20 protein-coding genes are annotated in these 21,160 nt (G+C 45.3%); 7 read left to right on the top strand and 13 right to left on the bottom strand.

Features of this window, described 5'->3' with window-relative positions; all coding sequences use genetic code 11:
• Nucleotides 1–68: 68 nt before the first annotated feature.
• The 7 genes from Q9R21_RS10675 to nirB form a co-directional block, all read right to left on the bottom strand.
• Nucleotides 69–611: a molybdenum cofactor biosynthesis protein MoaE gene (locus tag Q9R21_RS10675; protein WP_114541241.1), complete on the bottom strand. Its 543-nt coding sequence runs from the start codon at nt 609–611 to the stop codon at nt 69–71.
• A 1-nt stretch (nt 612) separates the two neighbouring features.
• A complete protein-coding gene (locus Q9R21_RS10670) occupies nt 613–879 on the bottom strand; it encodes a MoaD/ThiS family protein (protein WP_114541240.1) in 267 nt (88 codons plus the stop codon).
• 2 nt (nt 880–881) lie between these two features.
• Nucleotides 882–1,907 carry a GTP 3',8-cyclase MoaA gene (gene moaA, locus Q9R21_RS10665; RefSeq protein ID WP_311204450.1) on the bottom strand — a complete coding sequence of 342 codons (1,026 nt, stop codon included), beginning with the start codon at nt 1,905–1,907 and terminating at the stop codon, nt 882–884.
• A 230-nt stretch (nt 1,908–2,137) separates the two neighbouring features.
• The gene (locus tag Q9R21_RS10660) at nt 2,138–2,764 is read right to left on the bottom strand and encodes an NTP transferase domain-containing protein (protein WP_311204449.1); all 627 of its coding nucleotides are present in this window, start codon (nt 2,762–2,764) and stop codon (nt 2,138–2,140) included.
• On the bottom strand, nt 2,761–5,538 hold the full coding sequence (locus tag Q9R21_RS10655; protein WP_311204448.1) for a molybdopterin-dependent oxidoreductase: 2,778 nt from the start codon (nt 5,536–5,538) through the stop codon (nt 2,761–2,763). The genes Q9R21_RS10660 and Q9R21_RS10655 overlap by 4 nt, the downstream gene beginning before the upstream one ends.
• Nucleotides 5,539–5,720: 182 nt before the next feature.
• Nucleotides 5,721–7,331, bottom strand: a complete 1,611-nt coding sequence (gene nirD / locus Q9R21_RS10650) for a nitrite reductase small subunit NirD (protein WP_004280358.1) — start codon at nt 7,329–7,331, stop codon at nt 5,721–5,723.
• A gap of 24 nt (nt 7,332–7,355) precedes the next feature.
• Entirely contained in the window at nt 7,356–9,902 is a 2,547-nt protein-coding gene (nirB, locus tag Q9R21_RS10645; RefSeq protein WP_311204447.1) for a nitrite reductase large subunit NirB, read from the bottom strand.
• 503 nt (nt 9,903–10,405) lie between these two features.
• Between nirB and Q9R21_RS10640 the strand changes: the two genes are divergently transcribed.
• From Q9R21_RS10640 to Q9R21_RS10610, 7 genes are all read left to right on the top strand, one after another.
• The gene (locus Q9R21_RS10640; RefSeq protein WP_004280362.1) at nt 10,406–10,984 is read left to right on the top strand and encodes an ANTAR domain-containing response regulator; all 579 of its coding nucleotides are present in this window, start codon (nt 10,406–10,408) and stop codon (nt 10,982–10,984) included.
• A 10-nt stretch (nt 10,985–10,994) separates the two neighbouring features.
• Nucleotides 10,995–12,011: a CmpA/NrtA family ABC transporter substrate-binding protein gene (locus Q9R21_RS10635; RefSeq protein WP_311204446.1), complete on the top strand. Its 1,017-nt coding sequence runs from the start codon at nt 10,995–10,997 to the stop codon at nt 12,009–12,011.
• Between the two features lie 245 nt (nt 12,012–12,256).
• Entirely contained in the window at nt 12,257–13,201 is a 945-nt protein-coding gene (locus Q9R21_RS10630; protein WP_044110891.1) for an ABC transporter permease, read from the top strand.
• Entirely contained in the window at nt 13,201–14,082 is an 882-nt protein-coding gene (locus Q9R21_RS10625; protein WP_034683069.1) for an ABC transporter ATP-binding protein, read from the top strand. The genes Q9R21_RS10630 and Q9R21_RS10625 overlap by 1 nt, the downstream gene beginning before the upstream one ends.
• A 77-nt stretch (nt 14,083–14,159) precedes the next feature.
• Nucleotides 14,160–15,167, top strand: coding sequence for an isopenicillin N synthase family oxygenase (locus Q9R21_RS10620; protein ID WP_311204445.1), 1,008 nt, complete (start codon nt 14,160–14,162; stop codon nt 15,165–15,167).
• The gene (locus Q9R21_RS10615) at nt 15,164–16,045 is read left to right on the top strand and encodes a hypothetical protein (protein ID WP_311204444.1); all 882 of its coding nucleotides are present in this window, start codon (nt 15,164–15,166) and stop codon (nt 16,043–16,045) included. Before Q9R21_RS10620 ends, Q9R21_RS10615 begins: the two co-directional genes overlap by 4 nt.
• Before the next feature lie 8 nt (nt 16,046–16,053).
• On the top strand, nt 16,054–16,383 hold the full coding sequence (locus Q9R21_RS10610; protein ID WP_311204443.1) for an SMR family transporter: 330 nt from the start codon (nt 16,054–16,056) through the stop codon (nt 16,381–16,383).
• Nucleotides 16,384–16,653: 270 nt separating this feature from the next.
• On the opposite strand, the gene Q9R21_RS10605 is transcribed toward Q9R21_RS10610, so the two are convergent.
• The 6 genes from Q9R21_RS10605 to Q9R21_RS10580 form a co-directional block, all read right to left on the bottom strand.
• Entirely contained in the window at nt 16,654–17,676 is a 1,023-nt protein-coding gene (locus Q9R21_RS10605; protein WP_311204442.1) for an ABC transporter substrate-binding protein, read from the bottom strand.
• Nucleotides 17,673–19,481 (bottom strand): allophanate hydrolase, encoded by a 1,809-nt coding sequence (gene atzF, locus Q9R21_RS10600; protein WP_311204441.1) that lies wholly within the window; start codon nt 19,479–19,481, stop codon nt 17,673–17,675. The genes Q9R21_RS10605 and atzF overlap by 4 nt, the downstream gene beginning before the upstream one ends.
• An 11-nt stretch (nt 19,482–19,492) precedes the next feature.
• Entirely contained in the window at nt 19,493–19,936 is a 444-nt protein-coding gene (locus Q9R21_RS10595; protein WP_004280384.1) for a CopG family ribbon-helix-helix protein, read from the bottom strand.
• Nucleotides 19,929–20,060 carry a hypothetical protein gene (locus tag Q9R21_RS10590; protein ID WP_004647016.1) on the bottom strand — a complete coding sequence of 44 codons (132 nt, stop codon included), beginning with the start codon at nt 20,058–20,060 and terminating at the stop codon, nt 19,929–19,931. Before Q9R21_RS10590 ends, Q9R21_RS10595 begins: the two co-directional genes overlap by 8 nt.
• A 516-nt stretch (nt 20,061–20,576) precedes the next feature.
• A complete protein-coding gene (locus tag Q9R21_RS10585) occupies nt 20,577–20,843 on the bottom strand; it encodes a type II toxin-antitoxin system RelE/ParE family toxin (RefSeq protein ID WP_243474320.1) in 267 nt (88 codons plus the stop codon).
• On the bottom strand, nt 20,806–21,081 hold the full coding sequence (locus Q9R21_RS10580) for a type II toxin-antitoxin system Phd/YefM family antitoxin (RefSeq protein WP_253174492.1): 276 nt from the start codon (nt 21,079–21,081) through the stop codon (nt 20,806–20,808). The genes Q9R21_RS10585 and Q9R21_RS10580 overlap by 38 nt, the downstream gene beginning before the upstream one ends.
• Nucleotides 21,082–21,160: the final 79 nt, after the last annotated feature.

Here is a 21,160-nt window from a genome sequence, read left to right as displayed (position 1 = left end):
TTCATCCCAGGCTAATTTTTAAAATCTGTTTTAAAGTGATTCATCTTATGCATCCTCATTGGACGCATTTAATTAGATGGTGATTGGCAAGCGTGTTCTGCTACATGGTGATGGTGACAATGCGCTTCTTCTGCATGATGAGAGTGATTAGTTTCAGGTCCATGATCTTTTCGAATACAACAGCCTTCCACATACTGGCTGCTACCATCCAGATAAAACTCTTCTTTCCAGACCGGAACCTCATGCTTCACCCGTTCCACAGCTTCCTCACAGGCAGCGAAGGCCTCACGACGATGGGCCGCATAAGCCATAGCAATAATGGCTGTTTCCCCAACCTCCAGCTCACCAATACGGTGCACTACCCGCACATAAGACACCTGGTATTTGATCTGGATCTGCTGTTCAATTTCACGAATCATTTTTTCAGCCACAGGCGCATAGGCGGTATATTTCAGGGCACGCACAGCTTTCCCCTGATGATGGTTACGTACTGTTCCGACAAAGATGCCGATTCCACCACATTCCGGAAAATACTGAATACCATCAAAATCCTCCATCCTGAAAGCAGTCTGCTGGATTCGGGCAAATTGTTTTAATGGTTTGAGTTGCATCTCAGCCTCCTGCTACCGGCGATAACAGCACCAGCGTACTGTCCCGATTTAAAACATTCTGTCTGGAAATAATGTCTTCACCGATTGCACAGGCGCAGCGTTCCAGCATGGTCTGTATATCAGGATAAATGGATAGCAACTGGTTCAGGACTTCAGAAACATGAATTTCAGACTCGCATTGCAAATTTAAATCTGCTGGAAGTTGTCGTTCAATCGCACCGAAGGCTTCTATTTTGATATGAATTAATTTTTGCTGAGTGAGAGACATATTTATCCTCCAATGCTGTGCATGCTGATTTTGCGGATCGGCTTTTGTATTGGTGATTGCTGGATCGCATGGAAGCCGGCCTCTTTATGCCAGATATAAGCGTGGAGCTTGTGTTGAAATGTCTGTGTGGCGAAATGATCCAGCGCCAGTTGTTCGATATCTGCCTTAAGGTTCAGGCCTTGTCTGGCAAATAAACAGTTATAAAATTCACCTTGGGCATTGAGGCGCAGACGGTCACAATCACCGCAAAATGAATGGGTAATGGTAGAAATAATACCCAAAGGCTGCCCATTGACCAGATAGCCACGGGCTGGATTGGCGCCTTGACCTTGAGATACCTGGACATCAAATTCAGTTTTCAGTTGATCCAGGATGTCCTGCTCACTGATGACATCAGACGGATTCCATTTCTGATCGCCATCGAGGGGCATAAACTCAATAAAACGCAGTTCTACAGCCTGATACTGTGCCCATTTTACGAGAGGAATAATCTGATTGTCATTGATGCCTTTGATGAGCACACTATTTATCTTGACGGACAACCCTGCCTGCTGCGCGGCAGAAATACCTTGAAGTACAGGCTGTAACTGTTTTTGGGTCAGTTGCTGAAACTGCTTTGGATCAAGACTGTCCAGACTGATATTCAGGTCGTCCAGTCCTGCCTGTTTAAGCGGCTGGGCATAATCTTTTAAATAATGGCCATTGCTGGTCATGGAAATACGTTTAAGGCCAAAGGCTTTCAGCGTCTGTAAGCGGGCAATAAAATGAACGATGCCTTGGCGCATCAACGGTTCGCCCCCCGTCACCCGGATCTGCTCAATCCCGTGTCGCACCATAAACTCGCAAAAAGCATACAGGGCTTCAAAACTGAGCAAATCTTTTTTATTCATCCATTCCGGATGTTCAGGCATGCAATAGCTGCATTTGAAATTACAGCGGTCAGTCACTGATATTCGCAACTTACGTTTCTGGCGTCCAAACTGATCCTGAAAGATACTGCGAGATGCTAAAACTTTCATGCTGTTCATTGCTGCGGTCCATGATGAGATCTGCACGGTTATTTAACAGTCTTGATTTACTGCCCTATTTCTTCACAATGAATGAGCAATAAGTGTTCCAACTTTGCACAAATTTATTTTTAAATAATATTAATGGATAATATTTGTTCTTTTTTAGTCCGAAATTTTGTTCGAAAAATAAAAAAAGCAATATTTTGGTGAGCCAGAATATGATGATTCGGCTTTTAGCATTTTAAATGCTAAAGAAAGTTAAGCTGTTGATGCTGCTGTAGCTCGTCAAATGAATTAATACTGTGGAAAAACAGGGCACGATTTTTAAAACTTGCCCGCTGCATATGCATGTCAGCAAAACAGAGTTTTAAACTGTGCTGATCATTTTCAAGATGTTGTATAAGAGTGGGTAAGCTGCTGCGTTTCATCAGACAGAATGGAAACAATGCCTTTTCATTGATTTCAACTACCGCCACTTCACATAAAGGATGTCGTTGCAGGGCCTGATGTAAACGTGAAATGACCTTTTTGGGAATATAGGTCACATCACAAGGCACGAACAGCACATAATCAGATTGTACATGTGACCATGCGCTCTTCATGCCCATCAATGGTCCATGAAAGCCGGGTTCATCGTCCTGATAAAAGTCGATCGAAGGAATCATCCGTTTATAAATGGAATGATCCCGATGGCTATTGACCCAGACTTTTTTTGCCCGGGACTTCAACTGCTGATGGATTTTAATGAGCTGGATTTCATCATCAAATTTGTGCAGCAATTTATTGATGCCATTCATGCGCCGCGCTAAACCTCCGGCCAGGATCACCACGTCAGTTTCCGGATAAGACACCGTCTTCATCACTCTTCTTTTCATTCTATGTACTCCGTCTGGCAGGCCTTAATCAGGCCTCTAATTTCTGGCAAACATGAACCACAATTTCCTCCAGCTTTTAGACATGCAGTCACCTGTTTTTCATGCGTGATATTTTTATCTTTAATGGTTTGAATAATTCGGTTCTTGCCGACCTTAAAACAGCTACAGACCAATGGTCCTTCACTATTTCCCATCGACATGGCCTGACCTGCCAGCAATGCTTTACGATGCAATGCACTCAGACGTTCACGTCTAAACAGGCCTGCCACCCAGTCACGATCTGGCAATAGTGCCGCCGGTGCGATATAAAAACTGGCAATTAACTGGCCATCCTGAAGCACTACACTATGACTGATATGCGCCGTTTGATCTTCGAGATTCAGCCATTCAAAGCTTTCATCATCAAAGGCTAACAAGCTCTTGATCTGCCCGGTGATCTCAGAAAAACGGCGCCGGTCTGCCAGTTCATAACGGATGGCCTGAGTGGTTTGAATTTTGTTCCACCACACCATATTTTCAATCATGGTCTGGATCTGTTGTTCAAAGCCTTCCCGTACATACAGCACGCCCTGCCACTGAGTATAAAATGGCTGGATCATCACCGGAGTATGCTTAAACTCTGGCTCGCCGGAAATCGGGTCAATCACCGGATTCACCACTTTGCCAATCCGCGCATCGGACGCAAACTGGTCGTTCCAGTGAATCGGTGCAAAAATCTGGCCACGTCGCATATTTTGTGAAAATTGCACACGGAGTACACAACTTCCCCAAGCCGATTTCACCTCGACCAGCTCGGCATCTTTCAGGCCATATTTTAGCGCATCGTGCGGATGCAGCTCACAATAAGGCTCGGCACGATGCTGGGATAAACTGGCAGATAATCCGGTACGGCTCATGGTGTGCCATTGATCGCGAATGCGTCCGGTATTCAAGATCAGAGGATATTCAGCAGAAATAGCATGTACCGGATCGGCTGCAACTGTTGGCACCAATCTGGCTTTGCCATCTACATGACTAAACTGGCCTTGACTAAATAGTTGACCAATCTGATGAACTTCTTGCTTATCCCAGACCGGCCACTGAATCGGTGTCAGATGCTGATATTCCACAAAACCGAGTTGAGTTAAACCTTGCAGGTTGAAATAGCGGAAATTTGGCGTATCTGCGCGTTGCGAAAGTGAACCATTCTGATAGGCAGATAAACGGGCATGTTCCAGAAAAATGTCATGGCTATTGCTAAAGTCAAAACCGCGAAAACCTAAGACCTGAGCCACCCGAGAAATGGCCCACCAGTCTGCTTTGGCTTCACCCGGAGCCGGCAAAAAAGCCTTTTGCCGGGAAATACGGCGCTCCGAATTGGTGACTGTGCCATCTTTTTCGCCCCAACCCAATGCCGGTAACAGTACATCGGCATATTGCGTGGTATCGGTGTCGAGACAAATATCGGAAACGACCACAAATTCACACTTTTCCAGAGCGCGTTTAACCTGATCTGCATCGGGCAAACTCACGATCGGATTGGTGGCCATAATCCAGATGGCCTTGATTTTCCCGCTTTCAACCGCTTGAAATAAATCTACCGCTTTTAATCCGGGCTGCCGCGCGATGACCGGGCTTTGCCAGAAATCCTGCACCAGTTGCTGATGCTGCGGATTATCCAGATCCAGATGACTGGCCAGCATATTGGCCAGCCCCCCGACTTCCCGTCCGCCCATCGCATTCGGCTGTCCGGTCATGGAAAAAGGTGCCGAACCGGGTTTGCCTATTTTTCCTGTCAATAAATGACAGTTGATAATGCTATTGGCTTTGTCTACTCCTTGAGAGGATTGGTTTACGCCCATGGAAAACAGGCTCATGATTTTTTCGGTTTGGGCAAATTTCTGAAAAAATAAGGTTAATTTTTCAATAGCAATACCAGTACGTTTTGCCACACTTTCAATCGATGACTCTGTCGAACTGCTGGCAAGCGCCTGCTCCAGACCTTGAGTATGTTGGGTAACAAAATCCAGATCGGCATGACCATTTTGCTGAAGATACTGCAACAAGCCATTAAACAGCGCGACATCCTGACCTGGTAAAATCGGCAAGTGTAAATCTGCCGCTTCACAGGTTGCAGTAAAGCGCGGATCAATCACCACCACGAATAAATCCCGCTCTTCCTTGGCTTTCATGATGCGCTGATAAAGCACCGGATGGCACCAGGCAGTATTGGAACCGACCAGAACCACCATTTCTGTCTGCTCAAAATCTGTATAGCTGGCTGGTACCAGGTCTTCGCCAAAAGCCCGTTTATGTGCCGCCACAGCAGATGACATGCACAGTCTTGAATTGGTATCAATATTGGCAGTACCCAGATAGCCTTTTACAAACTTGTTCACCACATAATAGTCTTCAGTCAAAAGCTGGCCGGAGACATAAAAGGCGATGCTGTCGCGTCCATATTGATCAATACATTGCTGAAATTTATTGGCAATACTAGAAATGGCATGATCCCAAGTGCTTATTTGCCGCTGTTCTTTTCGACCTGTCATCGGATGCAGAAGCCGGGTTTTTAAGCCAAGTGTATCGGCAAGATGACTGCCTTTAATACACAACTTGCCCAAGTTCGCAGGATGCTGAACATCGCCTTCAATCTGAACCTTTTCACCCATCGGGGTTTGGCTTACGTGCGCGATGACGCCACAGCCTACTCCACAATAAGGACAGGTCGTCTGAGTAGTTTTTATTTGGGATTCAGTAGAGCTATCTAGTTCCATAACCGGAATACTATTCATTGCTGCTGTGCTCCTTAATCATCCAAATTCACGTGTTTCACCAAAACGCTGATATCTAGTTTTTACAGGTTTGATTTAAATATTTTCTATATCTCAAAAGTTTTAATCCTCCCCAACCCTCCTTTAGCAAAGGAGGGAGGTTCCCCTCTTTTTCAAAGAGGGTTTGGAGGAGGTTTATCCGATTACCCTGCCTTTTTTAATGCAAAATCCCGACCAAAAAGCAGTTTGCTGCGGATATTACTAATTGGTGTCTGGTCTGCAATCAGTTCTGCATACCAAGCCCCATCTTCGGTATCGCCAAATAGCACCGCACCAATGACCTTGTCCTGCTGAATAATGATCCGTTTATAGATCTGACGTTTTTCATCATTCAGCACGATATCTTCAAAATCATCCTGAGGTTCGAAATTGCCTGCCGAGAAGACATCACATCCACTGACCTTGAGTTGGGTCGGAACAGTCGGTGCCTTAAAGGTCAGTCGGCCATGTTCAGCCAGATGCGTCGCACAGATAAAGGCCTGTCCCCATAATGGCTCAACCAGTCCAAAGGTCTGACCACGATGCTCAATACATTCACCTACCGCATAAATACTTGGGTCATAAGTCTGCATGGTGTCATTCACCAGCACCCCACGATTGCAGCGCAAGCCAGCCTGCTCAGCCAAAGTTTTATTTGGTCGAATCCCGACGGCAAAGACCACCAAATCGGCATCCAGCACTGTCCCGTCTTTTAAACGCAGTTGAGTCACGTGACCATCAATACCGAGAAGCTCTTCGGTGTTGGCTTCGGTAATGATCCGGATACCTTTATCTTCAATTGATTTTTTCAGCATTTGACTGGCTTTCATATCCAGTTGACGATCCATAATACGGTCCATCAGATGCAGCACAGTTACATTCATCCCCTGCTGCTTCAGTCCATAAGCTGCTTCTAGACCCAGCAACCCACCTCCAATCACGACGGCATTTTGCTTGGTTTTGCAGTAATCCAGCATGCGGTTAACATCCTGAATATCCCGGAAGCTAATCACGCCTTCAAGTTCAGCACCCGGAATAGGTGGCATGAAGGGTTTGGAACCAGTGGCGAGAATCAGACGATCATAAGCAACGACTTCGCCTTTTTGGGTGTGGACCTGTTTACGCGAACGGTCGATAGCGATGGCAGCATCCCCAGCAATGAATCGAATGCCTTTTTCAGCATACCAGTCGGCTGAATGCAGCATAATTTCGGCAAAGCTTTTCTCACCAGACAATACCGGTGACAACATGATCCGGTTGTAATTGCCCCATGGCTCTTCCCCAATCACGGTAATGTCATAACGATCTGGCGCCATATCCAGCAAGTCTTCCAGACAACGCATACCCGCCAGTCCATTCCCGATCAGTACCAGTTTTAAGCGCTCTGTGTTTTGACCATTACTGGAAATATAAGTTTTTTGTGGAGTCGGACTCACCAGAACTTTGCCATTTTCAATTCGGGTTGGAAATACCAGTAATTTCTGCTCTTGTTCTTCCAGACAACGACCGGTCACCAGACTGAAATGCTGCTTGTAAATTGGGGATGCGACTACACGCTCACCTTGCAGATCACCCAGAATGCCACGTGCCATGACATTGGCCAGACTAAACGGATCCTGATTGCTGAGTGCATAAACCCGCTGTTCCTGACCCACGCGAAAAATTGCAATCTGCTGATCTTCAATCAGGGCTGCCACACCGGTATTCGGAGTGATCTCATCCAGATTGCAGACTTCGTACCAGTTCAGTTCGTTCATGTCTTTTAAAATTGTCATTTTCATTCTCCCTGACTGTGGTATTTAGGCTTCAACCACTGGAATACGGTTTAAATCACGTTCAGCTTCTGTCTTTGGACGAATCTGGCCACGTACAGGCGCAAACTGAATATGCGGGTCATTCTGCTCGGCTACTTTGGCATTAATAAAAGTCTTAAAGCGTTTGCGCACTTCAGGATCTTCAATCGCAGTGCGCCATTCATCCTGATAAGTGCCAATCACATGCTGCATACGGCTTTCCAGTTCAGCGGCAATGCCGAGCGAATCATGCACAATGACATCTTTCAGATAGTCCAGCCCGCCTTCCATATTGTCACGCCACACACTGGTGCGCTGCAGACGGTCTGCTGTCTGGATATAGAACATAAAGAAGCGGTCGATATATTTGATGAGTGTGGGAGTATCCAGATCCGAGGCGAGCAGTTCAGCATGGCGCGGTTTCATGCCGCCATTTCCGCATACATATAGATTCCAGCCTTTTTCCGTGGCAATGACACCGACATCCTTGCTCTGTGCTTCTGCACATTCACGGGTACAGCCGGATACTGCCATTTTGGTTTTATGGGGTGAACGCAGGCCTTTATAACGATTTTCCAGGAAAATCGCCAAGCCGACAGAATCATCGACTCCAAAACGGCACCAGGTACTACCCACACAAGATTTCACCGTACGTAAGGATTTGCCGTAAGCATGTCCGGACTCGAAACCGGCATTGATCAGTTTTTCCCAGATTTCAGGCAGTTGATGTACCTGCGCACCAAACATGTCAATTCGTTGTCCGCCCGTGATTTTGGTATATAGACCATAATCTTTGGCGATCTGACCGATGGTAATCAGACCATCCGGGGTAATCTCGCCGCCTGCCACACGTGGCACAATCGAATAGGAACCATCTTTCTGGATATTGCCGAGGTAGTAGTCGTTGCTATCCTGCAAACCGGCATGACTTGGTTTCAGAACAAAATCATTCCAGCAGGATGCCAGAATATTGGCTACAGTCGGTTTGCAGATATCACAGCCCATGCCGTGCCCATGTTGCTGAATCAGGTCAGAGAATGTCTTGATCTCATGCACACGAACCAGGTGATACAGTTCCTGACGTGAATAGGCAAAGTGTTCACACAGGTGATTGTTCACCGTGACACCCTGACGCTGTAATTCAGATTTGAGAACCTGCGTTACCAGTGGCGCACAGCCACCGCACGCTGTTGCAGCCTGCGTGCATTTTTTCAATGCACCCAATGAAGTTGCACCGCCATCAATGGCTGAACAGATATCAGCTTTGGAAACGTTATTACATGAACAGATGGTCGCACTGTCAGGCAATAAATCGATGCCACTGCCACCTGATTTGGAGGTTGACTGATCAAAGCCCGGCATGATCAGGCTTTCCGGTTGCTCCGGTACCGCCAGACCATTTAGCATCATTTGCAGGAGATCACTATATTCTTTGGCACAGCCCACCAGCACCGCGCCCAGCAGCCTGGTCTTATCTGCTGACACCACGATTTTTTTATAAACCTGCGCGGCTTCATCAGCATAAAAATAGCTCAAAGCACCTGGGGACATGGCATGTGCATCACCAATAGAAGCAACATCCACGCCCATCAGTTTGAGCTTGGTACTCATGTCCGCACCAGCGAATGCATGACTTTCTTGGCCTAGGACATGTTTTGCCGCGATCCGCGCCATGTCATAGCCTGGTGCAACCAGACCATAAATTTTATTGTCCCAAAGTGCACATTCACCAATGGCATAAATGTCCGGATGTGAGGTCTGGCAATAATCATTAATGATGATGCCGCCACGCTCACCAATCAGTAAACCACTTTGGCGCGCCAGTTCATCACGCGGACGAATGCCGGCCGAGAACAGGATGATATCGGTTTCAAGCACCGAACCATCTCCGAACTTCATTACATGCTGAGTGCTGTCACCATCTTCAATACTTGACGTGGCCTTTTGAGTATGTACCTTGACACCAAGGTCTTCAATTTTAGAGCACAGTACCCGGCCGCCCAGATCATCAATCTGCACCGCCATCAGACGCGGAGCAAATTCTACGACATGGGTTTCCAGATTCAGATCTCGCAGGGCTTTCGCTGCTTCCAGCCCTAGCAAGCCGCCGCCAATCACTACGCCAGTTTTGGCATTCAGACTGGCTGCACGAATGGCATCCAGATCTTCAATGGTACGATAAACAAAGCAATTCTGACGGTCATTGCCCGGGATTGGTGGCACAAAGGCATAAGAACCGGTAGCGAGAATCAACTTGTCAAAACTCAGCACATCACCCTGGCTGGTGGTGACGGTTTTATGGAGCTGATCAATTTCAACCGCTTTAGTATTAAGTCGCAAATCAATGCCATAAGCATCGGCAAAATCACTACGACACAGACTCAGATCCTTGACCGACTTGCCGCTGAAATATTCGGTCAAATGTACCCGGTCATAAGCTAAATGTGGCTCTTCTGCCAAAATGGTCAGCTCAATGTCATCACCGGCCTGTTCCAGTACAGATTCGATGAATTTATGCCCCACCATGCCATGCCCAATCATGAGAATTTTCATATCTGCACTCCAACTATTGTTTTTTTAAAGATGATAAAAAGCCGCATATCACGTCTAGGCATTGATATGTCTGCTGATTGAATATGTTGTAAATACCGCAACCCAGCGCTTTGTAATGCTGGAGGAAGGGTTGAAACGCTTGTGCGTTTTGTATTGCTGAACAACTGACCATGTCATTTATCCTGTGCTGAACGAAATACCAATCACACTCCTTGAAAGTGCAATTACGATCAGAACGGACATCGTTGGCCGTTGTTAGTATTGAAAGTCATCTTTGACGATTTAATAAATGCAGAAATCGTGCCAACTTTTCCAATAAGAAAACGCCTTATTTCAGGCAGATGATCTACCTAAACGCTTCATTTTGATCAGCCATCAGCTGAAATCCCTAAAGCTATGCACTAAATTGAACAGAAAAATAGAATTTTATGCACCAATTTAATGGCATGTTTTTTGCTTTACTCCTGCTTGAATATTCCTTAGGCCTTACTTGAAAATATTCCATGTCCAAATTACGAATTGCTCTTATTGATGATGATCTGGAGCGCGCCCAATTCATCCAGGAATCCTTACTTTCACATGATTTTCAGGTGGTGGCCTGTTTAATCCTGAATGACCTGAATATGGTGCATGTCAAAGGTATTCATGCAGATGTGATCCTGCTGAATATGGATCATCCGCATCGGGATATTATTGAAAGCTGTGTCAGTCAATATGAACTTCCCACCGTGCTGTTTACCCAAAACTCTAATAAAGACACCATCAAAAGTGCGATTGATGCCGGAATCACGGCTTATATTGTCGATGGTATTGATCCCACCAAACTAGAAAGCATTCTGGAAATTTCAATTGAACAGTTTCGCAAGCATAAAAAGCTGCTGAATGATTTAAAAGAAACCCAGGACAAACTGATTGACCGTAAAGATATCGATAAAGCCAAAGCGTTGCTCATCCAGCTGCATGCATTAACGGAAGAGCAAGCTTTTGCTTTATTGCGTAAAAATGCCATGAGTCACCGGATTACCATTGGTGAAATGGCCAGACGCTTACTGGATGCACAGAAGCTGTTATTGGGCCAATAAGGAAAAGCATATGTCCACATTAGAAAAAACTGAACTCAATATTGGCTATATTCCTTTACTTGATTGTGTTGCCATTCTCTGGGCCGAAAAACAGGGGTATTTTGCTGAGCAAGGATTAACCATCAATTTAATCCATGAAGCCTCCTGGTCTAGTTTGCGTGACCGTCTGGCCTATGGCTTTCTGGATGCTGCACATTGCTTGTCTGCCATGCTGCCCGCTGCTGCCCTGGGTACAGACCAGTTACAGGTGGCTTTGCAAACCCCTCTAGTACTGAGCGTGAATCAGGCTTTTATTAGCCTGCGCCAGGATTTGTGCTATGAACTCGGCATCCAGCCTGGGGATGATGAACAGAATACCTCAAAGAAACTGGTACAGGCTTTACAACAGAATCATTCCATCAATCTGGCCTATGTTTATAAATATTCGATTCACCATTACTGTTTAAAAGAATGGCTGGCGCTGACTGATCCACAACTGGCCAAGAATATCCAGCTGATGACCTCTCCACCGCCTTCCATGGTAAAAGGAATCGCGGAACAGGTATTCGATGGCTTTTGCGTGGGAGAACCCTGGAATATTCAGGCCAAACTTGAAGGCTATAGTTTTATCGTCGCAGCAAGCCAGAATGTCATTCCAAAAGTTGCCGATAAAGTCTTGGCCATGACCCAGGAATGGGCAGAACAGCATCCATTTACTGTAGAGGCAGTGGTCAAGGCAGTACAAAAAGCGCAGGATGATTTAAAGCAGCGCAGTGATTTATCAGAAGTATGGGACATGCTGGTAGACTATCAGATTATTCAGTTTGAATGTTCCGCCCAGCGGCATGTCTATGACTTTTACAAGATCAAGAATATCATCCGGAATTTTGTTGGGGAAAGTGCCCAACCGAAAGTTGATGATTTTATCTGGCTCTTGCAGCAGATGCAGAAATGGGAAAATATTGAAATGACCGCAGCCGAGAAAAAACAGATTGCGCAGCAGTGCATCTATAGCTTGCAAAACCAGCATGCAGATATTATTGGCTAAATGATGTTACTGAAAAAAGAGGCCTGATTTTTCAGGTCTTTTTTATTGAGTCTATTTTCCAGAAAATGATTAAAAATCTCTGCATTCTGATCTAACTTCTTGAATATGATTAAAAGTTGTCTGCTAATTTTTTCTATAAAAATAAATCCTTTTAAGAGTCATTTCATGATTTTGGATGAAATGGCATCTATTTTGCTTAATCAGTATTACGTTTTATAAAAATTGTAATATTGAGGGGCAACACTATGAGTTACGTTGCGCGTGAACTCAGTCAAAGAAATAAATTACTGTTTGGCTTGGGGTCGTTTTTAATACCAATTCTGATCTGGTGTGCAGTCAGTTATTTGCCATTTATCTGGCATCCACAAGTTCAGATTACGGATTCCGGTAGTGTTGCCTATTTACAGGTCGAGAGTCGTATTGATAAAGACCAGTTTTTTTCTGCTGCGCAATCTGCAGTAGATCAAGGTCTGGCTCCGCCGCAGGGTATTCTGGTCAACCCGATTTATCTGCCTGCACCACATGAAGTTGCGATTGCACTGATCACAGCTTTTACCACGGAGCCGGCTCAGGCCAATGCACCCTGGTTTCATGAAAGCCTGTGGCACAGTATCAAACTGGTATTTACTGCGTTCTTTATTTCTTCCTTGGTTGGTATTCCACTCGGTATTTTATGCGGGTTTTCAAATAAAATTTCCCAGCTAATCGAACCCTTTGTCGAATTCTTCCGCTATTTACCTGCTCCGGCCTTTGGTGCACTGGCTGTCGCCATTCTTGGCATTAATGATGCACCCAAAATTGCCATCATTGTGATTGGAACTTTATTCCAGCAAATCCTGATTATTGCCAATACCACACGTCTGGTCGATCGCAGCCTGATTGAAGCAGGTTTTACCCTGGGCACCAATAAACTGAAAAGCCTGTTGCATGTGGTGATTCCGGCAGCTCTGCCTGAAATTTACCGCAATCTGCGGGTGCTGCTTGGCTGGGCATGGACCTACTTGATCGTAGCAGAACTGATTGGCAGTACTTCCGGGATCACCTGGTTTATTACCCAGCAAGCCCGTTATCAGAATTTCGATAATGTCTTTGCCGCCATCCTGATTATCGGGGTGATTGGTCTGCTGTGTGATGTGATCTTAATGAAACTGGGACAACGCTTATTTAAATGGAAACCGGGAGCTAACTGATGCAAAACACTGAATTTAATACCCGCGAATACTTTGACAAGATTTATAGCCGTCCGGTGATTCTGGAAGCCAAACAGCTGACACAAAAATTCAGTCATGGCAAAACTGAACGTACGGTTTTAAATGCTCTAGATTTGAAAATTCATAAGCGTGAGTTCATCTGTGTGATTGGGCCTTCCGGTTGCGGCAAGTCAACCTTTAGCCGTGTAGTGGCCGGTCTGGATCCTTATAGCAGTGGTGAGATTCTGGTGGATGGCCAGCCAATTACCGGCCCAAGTCCGGAGCGTGGCATGGTGTTTCAGGGCTATACCCTGTTTCCATGGAAAACCGTCAAGGAAAATGTCATGTTTGGCCCGCGCATGAAAGGCCAAAGTAGTGCAGCGGCCGAAGCGCAGGCACGTGAATGGATCAATATCATTGGTCTGGAAAAGTATGAAAACCAGTATCCGCATGAGCTGTCTGGCGGGATGAAACAGCGTGTCGCGATTGCCCGGGCTTTGGTCAATGAACCGAAGATCCTGTTGATGGATGAACCCTTTGGAGCACTCGATCCGCATACCCGGCAAAAAATGCAGCGTCATCTGATGGATCTTTGGCAAAATATCGACATCACCATCATTTTTGTGACTCACGATATGGATGAAGCCATTTTACTGGCCGACCGTATTGTGGCACTGAAAGCCAATCCGGGTGAAATCAAGGAAATTATTGAAGTCGATTTACCTCGCCCACGTCATCCTGATGTGATGCTCACACCTGAATTTAAACAGTTAAGACAACGTGTCGATTATCTGGTGCATGCTGAAGAAGATGAACTGGATCCGGCACTGGCAGAACTGCCGGTCATTCCGCGTATGACCAAGGTCAGCAGCAATAAATAATCTTATCCAAAATGCCTTTGGGACGACCCGAAGGTTTTAATCGCTGTGTTGGACGACCAACATTAGAGGTGATTATCATGCAAGCGCAATATGTACTCCCACTGGTTGATATTTCAAAATTACAAAGTCCGGATTTAGCCGATCGTATTGAGGTTGCTCATGCTCTGGATCATGCCTGTAAAGAAGTCGGATTTCTTTATCTGCAAGGTAGCCAGTTTAATTTTGATTATGCCAAAGCCCTGATTGAAATGGCCCAGTCCTATTTTTCTCAGGATCTGGACACCAAAATGCAGCACTATATTGGAAAATCAAAAAACCATAGTGGCTATGTGCCGATTGGCGAAGAACAGTTTGCCGGCAACAGTTATGATTTAAAAGAAGCCTATGATGTCAATTATGACTATCAGGGACCGGAAACAGACTGTCCATTACTCGGCCCAACCTTATGGCCGGAAGATCCGGATTTTAAATCTATCGTCAGCCAATACTACAGCCATCTGCGTGAGATCAGCCGGCAGATTTTTTCTGCCTTTGCACTGGCATTGGGCGTTCGTGAGGACTTTTTTGAAAGCAAAATTACTGATGCACCAAGTCAGCTACGCTTGATTCATTATCCCTATAATCCGGAAGTGAGAGATGCCGAAGGCATAGGCGCGCATACCGACTATGAATGCTTTACCCTACTGTTACCCACCGCACCCGGCTTACAGGTTTTGAATAAAGCCGGTGAATGGATCGACATTCCCCTGATTGAAAATACACTGGTGATGAATATCGGGGACATGATGGAAATTCTGTCAAATGGTAAATATCTCGCCACCAAGCACCGCGTGAAAAAGGTCTCGGAAGAACGTTATTCATTCCCGCTGTTTTGCGCCTGCAATTATGACACCGTGATTGAACCGGTTATTCACACTGAAAATTCCAAATATTCTGCCCTGATCGGGGGCGAGCATCTATTTAATCAGACCGCCCAGACCTTTCAATATTTAAAACATCGCGTTGCTAGCGGTGAACTGGTCTTAAAAAATGCTGTACCACTTTCCTCTTTTGGACTTGAAGAACAGGCGGAGACAGCATCATGAATCTGTTTGAAGTAATTAAAACTTTAAAGCCCACTACCCCTCAGCCAGAGATTATTCCGGGCTTTTTATATGGGGCATTTCGGCGTAAAAGCATCAGTTTTTATAATGGCCTAACCGATGAAAATACCATTGTGTACTGGTTTCAGTCGCACAGTTTTACCATTGATCTTCGTCTAAAAAGCCAGACGGGAACTGCTGTTCAGGAACGCCAAGGCTGGATTGGCAATACGTTTTGGGATAACGCTAGCCAACTCTTGTCCTGGGACGTGAAAGACTACGCCAATTACCAGAATCATGTGCAATGGCCGGAACCAGCCAGGTTGCATGCGATTGGCAACTGCATTCTGGAATTTTCTCCAAGTAATGTGTATGTCGAAGACTGGCGCCAGCAGGTACAGCACGGTTTATTTTTAGGGCTGCGGCTTCAGTCTGCGCTTGATGTTCAATCTGGTCAGACACTGGAAATGGATGGTGGCCTGATCATTTGTGCTGATCATATTGCCTATGCCCTGACGCGTTTGCCTGAAGTGCAAAGTGCAGTAGCTCAAATGGATTTGAAAGCTGTCGATCCGACCGTGTTTGCCTTGGTGGAAAGTTTTGAAGTTTCTATCGGGACTGATGGTCAAGCTAAAACTTACAGCACTCGCAGCAACGAAACAGGTAAAGCCTTTAATCTGGAAAATTTTGAAGTTCTCGATGAAACCCGTCTGGTTCAGCATGTCATTTTAGATGGTCGCGACATTGACCTGATTTTTGAGCTGGATATATACCAGCCAGATTACCAATTTCAATATACAACCCCCACGACTACACAAGCTGAAATCTGGCTGAAGTCAGAACAGGATCACCTGATGCAACATGCAGAACGGGTGTTATAGGGAGAAATATGTCTTTTTTATATCTGTCGATTGCCATTATTGCAGAAGTCATTGCCACTTCTGCATTGAAAGCTTCCAATGGTTTTAGCGTGCTCGGGCCTTCACTTGCCACCATTGCCGGTTATGCCGTTGCCCTGTTTTTCCTATCACTGACCATGAAAACCATTCCGATGGGCATTGCCTATGCAATCTGGTCTGGTGCTGGCATTATCTTGATATCAACGGTTGGTCTCTTGGTGTTTAAACAGCAACTGGATCTTCCCGCGCTGATCGGGCTGGCGTTTATGATCATTGGCATTATTTTTATCAATGTCTTTTCCAAAAGTACGCAGCTTTAATTTTTTGATATTAGCGTTCTTTCATCAGTCATTTTTAATTATTAAGAAGTAAATTGCCTCTCCTTGTAGGAGACTTGCGGAGCATGCTCCTCAGGGAGGGGTTCTTTCTAATAAATACCCTCATCCTCATGCGAAGCTATGCCTCTCATCCCAGAAGGAGAAGGAGCTTTTCAATATCCCTTCAATCATTTTTTGATTTATAAAAAATATCTACTCATTTAACAATAAGAAATCCCCAGACCGGGGATTTCTTATGTAAGAGATCAGGTTTTATTGCAGCTCTTGCACCAGCGTTGGAACAATCACGCCATCTACGTTCATTTCAGTCGTATAAATGCCGTTGGCCACATTGAACTTGTTCACATGATAGCTGGAACCATAGATCGAGTCGAAACCATCACCTTTGGTAAAGACTTTCTTGTTGGCGGCCAGATCAAGTAAATGCGTACCATCAATGAACTGCATATAGGTTTTCGCATCGACACCAACCCGTTTGGACATGATCTGTGCAGCATCTTCACGAGTCGCCGGGTCATTGATGTATTTGACAGTTTTATCCCAAACCTGAATCACCTTTTTCCATTGCTCTTTATTGGCTTCCAGATGGGCTGGATTCACGGTCAAGGTATCGTAGATCAATCCAGGCTTGTCTTTAGAGGTGAAAATAATCTTGGAACCGGCCACCGCAGATAAAGCCTGATTTGCCACCGGCTGCCATACTGCAATCGCATCAATATCGGGAGTGGCAAAAACCTGTGGCAATTCATTGGTCATGGTATTGACCAGTTTGACCTCATTCAGTTTAACCTTGGCATCATCCAGTGCAGTGGACAGCAATAAGTGATCGACCAGACCTTTTTCAGTTGCAACCGTTTTACCGCGCAGATCCTGAATTGAGTTAATGCCATTCTTGGCAATAATCACGTCATTTCCAGCTGAATAATCGGTCGCCATGATCATCACACCTTTGGTCCCGCCAGAGCCAGTGACCAGATTATCACCATTGGTGACCAGTACAGCGTCCAACTGATTCGCTGCGAATGCAGCGAGTGAAGCAGAATAGTCAAACCATTTAAAATCGGCATTAACTCCGGCATCTTCCAGCCAGCCTTTTTCAATCGCCACCTGCCAGGCCACAAATCCCGGCCAGTCACTATAACCAATCCGGATGGGCTGAGTAGCCACACTTTTTTCTGCCTTGGCATTTGGTTCAGGTACTTTAGCGGTATTGTCACAGCCACTAAAAAGGATTGCAGACAGTACGGAAACGGACATCAGTGCTTTTTTGATCATTTTGCGACTTCCCCTATGCATTCACATTTAAATTTGGTATTTGAAAGTTGTTTAGATTTCATAAATTCGCGCCAGCCACCGAAATGACTGATATCTGTTGCATCCTCAAGTGCATAACCTTCACAGATAAAGCCTTTGACCCAAGTACCATCGATCAGCTGAACATTACCTATCCCCAAAGGTGCCGGAACTTCTGCAACACTGTCCCCGAACAGTGCACGCGGAATGTCCCAGACTTCGACTTCAATTGAACAACCTTTCGCATTGTATTGCAGACCAGGTTTTGGCGGTGTGGTATTTTTTAAAGCATACAATTTGTAATGCGAAGCAGTCCGGGTCTGCTTGATCAGGGTGCCACCACGTGTGGTCAGCTGAAAATTCAGCGGCATTCCGGTCAGATGTGCACCGACGACAGCTAGTTTGACGCTGTGACCCGATGAGATTCCAGTTGTTTTTTCATATGGGCGTTCAGATGTGCCTAACTTTAACTGGCTCGCCTGCTGCCATTTTTGCCCGAACTTGGCCAGTGCTTCATCCATCCAGGCTGACGCAATAAAGGTCACGCCCGTTGGCAAACCATCAGCACGAATGCTATTTGGTAGCGCCAAAGCCGAAAGATCGGCAAAATTGACAAAATTGGTATAAGCGCCCATGTGGCTGTTTTTTACCAGAGGATCGGCTTCTACTTCTGCAATGCGATAAATGGTGGGTGCAGTAGGCACCATCAAGGCATCATAATCTGCCAGTGTATTTTGAATAACACGGCTCAGGCGAGCGCGTTCATATTCATCCTGCATGACATCGACCGCATTGAACCGGTCTGCCTGCGCAATAATCTGGCCAATTACCGGATGGGTCTGCTCACGTTGCACCATTTTTTCCACGGCACTGGTACGTTCAGCCACCCAAGAGCGGTTGTAAAGTGCAGTCGCCAGTTGTTGAAATGGAGCAAAATCAATCGGCTCAACTGTATAACCCAAGCTTTGTGCACGTGCGATCGCCAGCTGGAATGCTTTTTCAGTTTCAGTATCGCCATAAAATTCCAGTGTATCTGGAATGGCAATTTTCCCTTTTGAAAATTGGCTAGGAACATTTTGAGGATGCGTTCTGGAATACTCATCGCTGGCATCATAGCCCTGCATGACTTGCGCTACCTGCCAGGCATTATCCACCGTTAATGCAAAAATCGAAATCACATCGATGGTGCGGCAAGCCGGAATCAGGCCGGTAGTCGAGAACCAGCCTTTGGTCGGTTTGAGTCCGACAATGTTATTATGCCCTGCCGGTACACGTCCTGAACCTGCAGTATCTGTACCCAGTGAAAATGGCACTAATCCGTTTGCGACGACTACACTGGAACCCGAACTCGAGCCGCCACTGATATATTCAGGATTAAAGCTGTTCTTTACCGCGCCGTATGGGGAGCGCACACCGACCAGACCCGTCGCAAACTGATCCAGATTGGTTTTACCCACGACAATCGCGCCGGCAGCTTTTAATTTGGCTACTGCGGTTGCATCGGAAGTTGCCAGATAAGCTACCTCTTTACATGCTGCTGTGGTATAGAACCCTGCAACATCAATATTGTCCTTGACTGCAAATGGCACCCCATAAAGTGGCAAGCTTGCACTATCTGCACCAGTCAATGCATCAATTTGTGCCTGTAATTGTGCTGCTGTTGCAATTGAAATCCAGGCATGATCGTCATTATTCAATCCGGCAACATACTCAATCAGGTCACTAAGCTGGATATTGTTATTCTGGTAGGCGTGTTGCCAGTCCTGTACAGTCCATAAGTTGTGCACAGCTGTTCTCCTTAAGTGTGTTCGGTATTTTGTGGAATGGGTGGCATGACGGCATCCATCAGTTCGAGATGCCCTTTAATCACGCCTTTCAGTGCAATAAATTGTTCGCTTATTTCTTTCAGGTCACTGCTCGCGCCCTGCATCAGCATGACTTGCAGAATTTTTTCATCATCCAGCTGGATATGAAGCGAATTGATCACTTGTGCCAGATACTGCTGCTGCAGATCGACCAGCTGACTGCGCAGCGGTTTCAAGCTGACGTCATAGAGCAAGGTAAGCGTGCCAACCATGACTTCATCGCGAATCACCAGATCATCAATCAGGTGGCGGTTAATCATATCGACAATGGCCTGCGAGCGGCTTTCATAGTGCTGCTCGACAATTTTTTGATCCATCGCATGTAGCGTTGTTTCTGGCACGGTAATACTGATCCGTGCCAATTTTTGTTTAGGCACGATGTTGATCCTTGGGTTGATATTGGGAAGACTGTTTAATGTGAAAGCCTGCACGTACGCTGAGCAGCTCAACCAGAAAGTGAAGCCATGGATGCATTTTTTTATTTGATGTCGGATTGTTCATGTGCATCTCCTGTGGATATTACAAAACCAGAATTTCGTATTACTTAGGAAAATGCAGAAAGCGTGCCAATTTTTAGTTATTTGGATGAGGTAAATAAACTTGCTTAAAAGGGCGAAAAAAAGCCCCATAACATTGAAATGGGGCTTGTTCTAAAGCAAAAGTAAGTTTTGTATTTCACCGGTTTATTCCATTTTGATTGCTCATGTCCTTGCTATTCTTTTTATACATGAATGGTTAACCGATGTTTGTGATTATGAGTGATCAAGTGTATTGCTCTCCTCTATTTATATTGTATATAAATAAATGCATTAAGCGTGCCACAATATACAAATAGAATAGATTTAAGCAGAATGCTTGTGAAATTAATTACATACGCAAAAAGAGGCAAAACAAGAATGATTTACTTTTTTAAGTGTGCCTAAAAAATAGGCCATTTTGCACCATTGGGGTTCGAGGGTGCATCAAAGTGTGGCTGAAAGATGATTTAGCAATGGCAAGCACTTCCAGAAAATTTTTTCACATCTTTTTATAAATGGTATCCCTGCGGTCTACATCTAAAACCAAAACTACAATTTTTGAATCGATGACTTGATAGACCAAACGGTAGCCTGCCGATCTAAGTTTCACTTTATATAAATCAACAGAGCCACTGAGTTTGTTTTTCGGGATTTTGGGGTTATCTAATATTGTTTCGAGCTTACGAATGAACTGTTCTGCGATTTGCGGATTCAGCTTATCAAACTTTTTAAGCGCGGTTTTTGTGAACTCGAGCTCGTAGGTCATCTAGGCTTACCTTTACAGTGTCTTCTGTTTGCGCTTCTTCGGCTAGTATCAATAGTTCTTTGTCTTCAATCAGATCCATCAGGCGTTCATACATATCCGCAGGTACGCAATAGAATGCTGGATTATTACGATTAAGGATGGCAACTGCTTCACCAAAGCCGTTATTGACCACTTCCATTGGGTTCTTTTTTAGGTCTGATACGCTTGCGACAAAGCGTGAATGGATAATATTGTTCATCTTGGCGATGTCCTAGACATGTAAACAATAGTCAAATGATAACCAATTTAAATATCTTTTAAAAGACCTGTTATTAGGT

The organism is Acinetobacter sp. RG5, assembly GCF_031844265.1.
Taxonomy (GTDB): Bacteria; Pseudomonadota; Gammaproteobacteria; order Pseudomonadales; family Moraxellaceae; genus Acinetobacter.
Note: the sequence above shows the minus strand (reverse complement) of the source record. Positions and strands in the feature narration are given on the sequence as shown.

Excerpts from the sequence above, each read along its gene's own strand:
- nirD (WP_004280358.1), bottom strand. The coding sequence starts at position 7,331 with ATGACAATTTTAAAAGACATGAACGAACTGAACTGGTACGAAGTCTGC.
- Q9R21_RS10610 (WP_311204443.1), top strand. The coding sequence starts at position 16,054 with ATGTCTTTTTTATATCTGTCGATTGCCATTATTGCAGAAGTCATTGCC.
- nirB (WP_311204447.1), bottom strand. The coding sequence starts at position 9,902 with ATGAAAATTCTCATGATTGGGCATGGCATGGTGGGGCATAAATTCATC.
- Q9R21_RS10620 (WP_311204445.1), top strand. The coding sequence starts at position 14,160 with ATGCAAGCGCAATATGTACTCCCACTGGTTGATATTTCAAAATTACAA.
- Q9R21_RS10580 (WP_253174492.1), bottom strand. The coding sequence starts at position 21,081 with ATGAACAATATTATCCATTCACGCTTTGTCGCAAGCGTATCAGACCTA.
- Q9R21_RS10635 (WP_311204446.1), top strand. The coding sequence starts at position 10,995 with ATGTCCACATTAGAAAAAACTGAACTCAATATTGGCTATATTCCTTTA.
- Q9R21_RS10625 (WP_034683069.1), top strand. The coding sequence starts at position 13,201 with ATGCAAAACACTGAATTTAATACCCGCGAATACTTTGACAAGATTTAT.
- Q9R21_RS10640 (WP_004280362.1), top strand. The coding sequence starts at position 10,406 with ATGTCCAAATTACGAATTGCTCTTATTGATGATGATCTGGAGCGCGCC.
- Q9R21_RS10615 (WP_311204444.1), top strand. The coding sequence starts at position 15,164 with ATGAATCTGTTTGAAGTAATTAAAACTTTAAAGCCCACTACCCCTCAG.
- moaA (WP_311204450.1), bottom strand. The coding sequence starts at position 1,907 with ATGAACAGCATGAAAGTTTTAGCATCTCGCAGTATCTTTCAGGATCAG.
- Q9R21_RS10655 (WP_311204448.1), bottom strand. The coding sequence starts at position 5,538 with ATGAATAGTATTCCGGTTATGGAACTAGATAGCTCTACTGAATCCCAA.
- Q9R21_RS10675 (WP_114541241.1), bottom strand. The coding sequence starts at position 611 with ATGCAACTCAAACCATTAAAACAATTTGCCCGAATCCAGCAGACTGCT.
- Q9R21_RS10605 (WP_311204442.1), bottom strand. The coding sequence starts at position 17,676 with ATGATCAAAAAAGCACTGATGTCCGTTTCCGTACTGTCTGCAATCCTT.
- Q9R21_RS10670 (WP_114541240.1), bottom strand. The coding sequence starts at position 879 with ATGTCTCTCACTCAGCAAAAATTAATTCATATCAAAATAGAAGCCTTC.
- Q9R21_RS10630 (WP_044110891.1), top strand. The coding sequence starts at position 12,257 with ATGAGTTACGTTGCGCGTGAACTCAGTCAAAGAAATAAATTACTGTTT.
- Q9R21_RS10590 (WP_004647016.1), bottom strand. The coding sequence starts at position 20,060 with ATGAACAATCCGACATCAAATAAAAAAATGCATCCATGGCTTCACTTT.
- Q9R21_RS10660 (WP_311204449.1), bottom strand. The coding sequence starts at position 2,764 with ATGAAAAGAAGAGTGATGAAGACGGTGTCTTATCCGGAAACTGACGTG.
- Q9R21_RS10585 (WP_243474320.1), bottom strand. The coding sequence starts at position 20,843 with ATGACCTACGAGCTCGAGTTCACAAAAACCGCGCTTAAAAAGTTTGAT.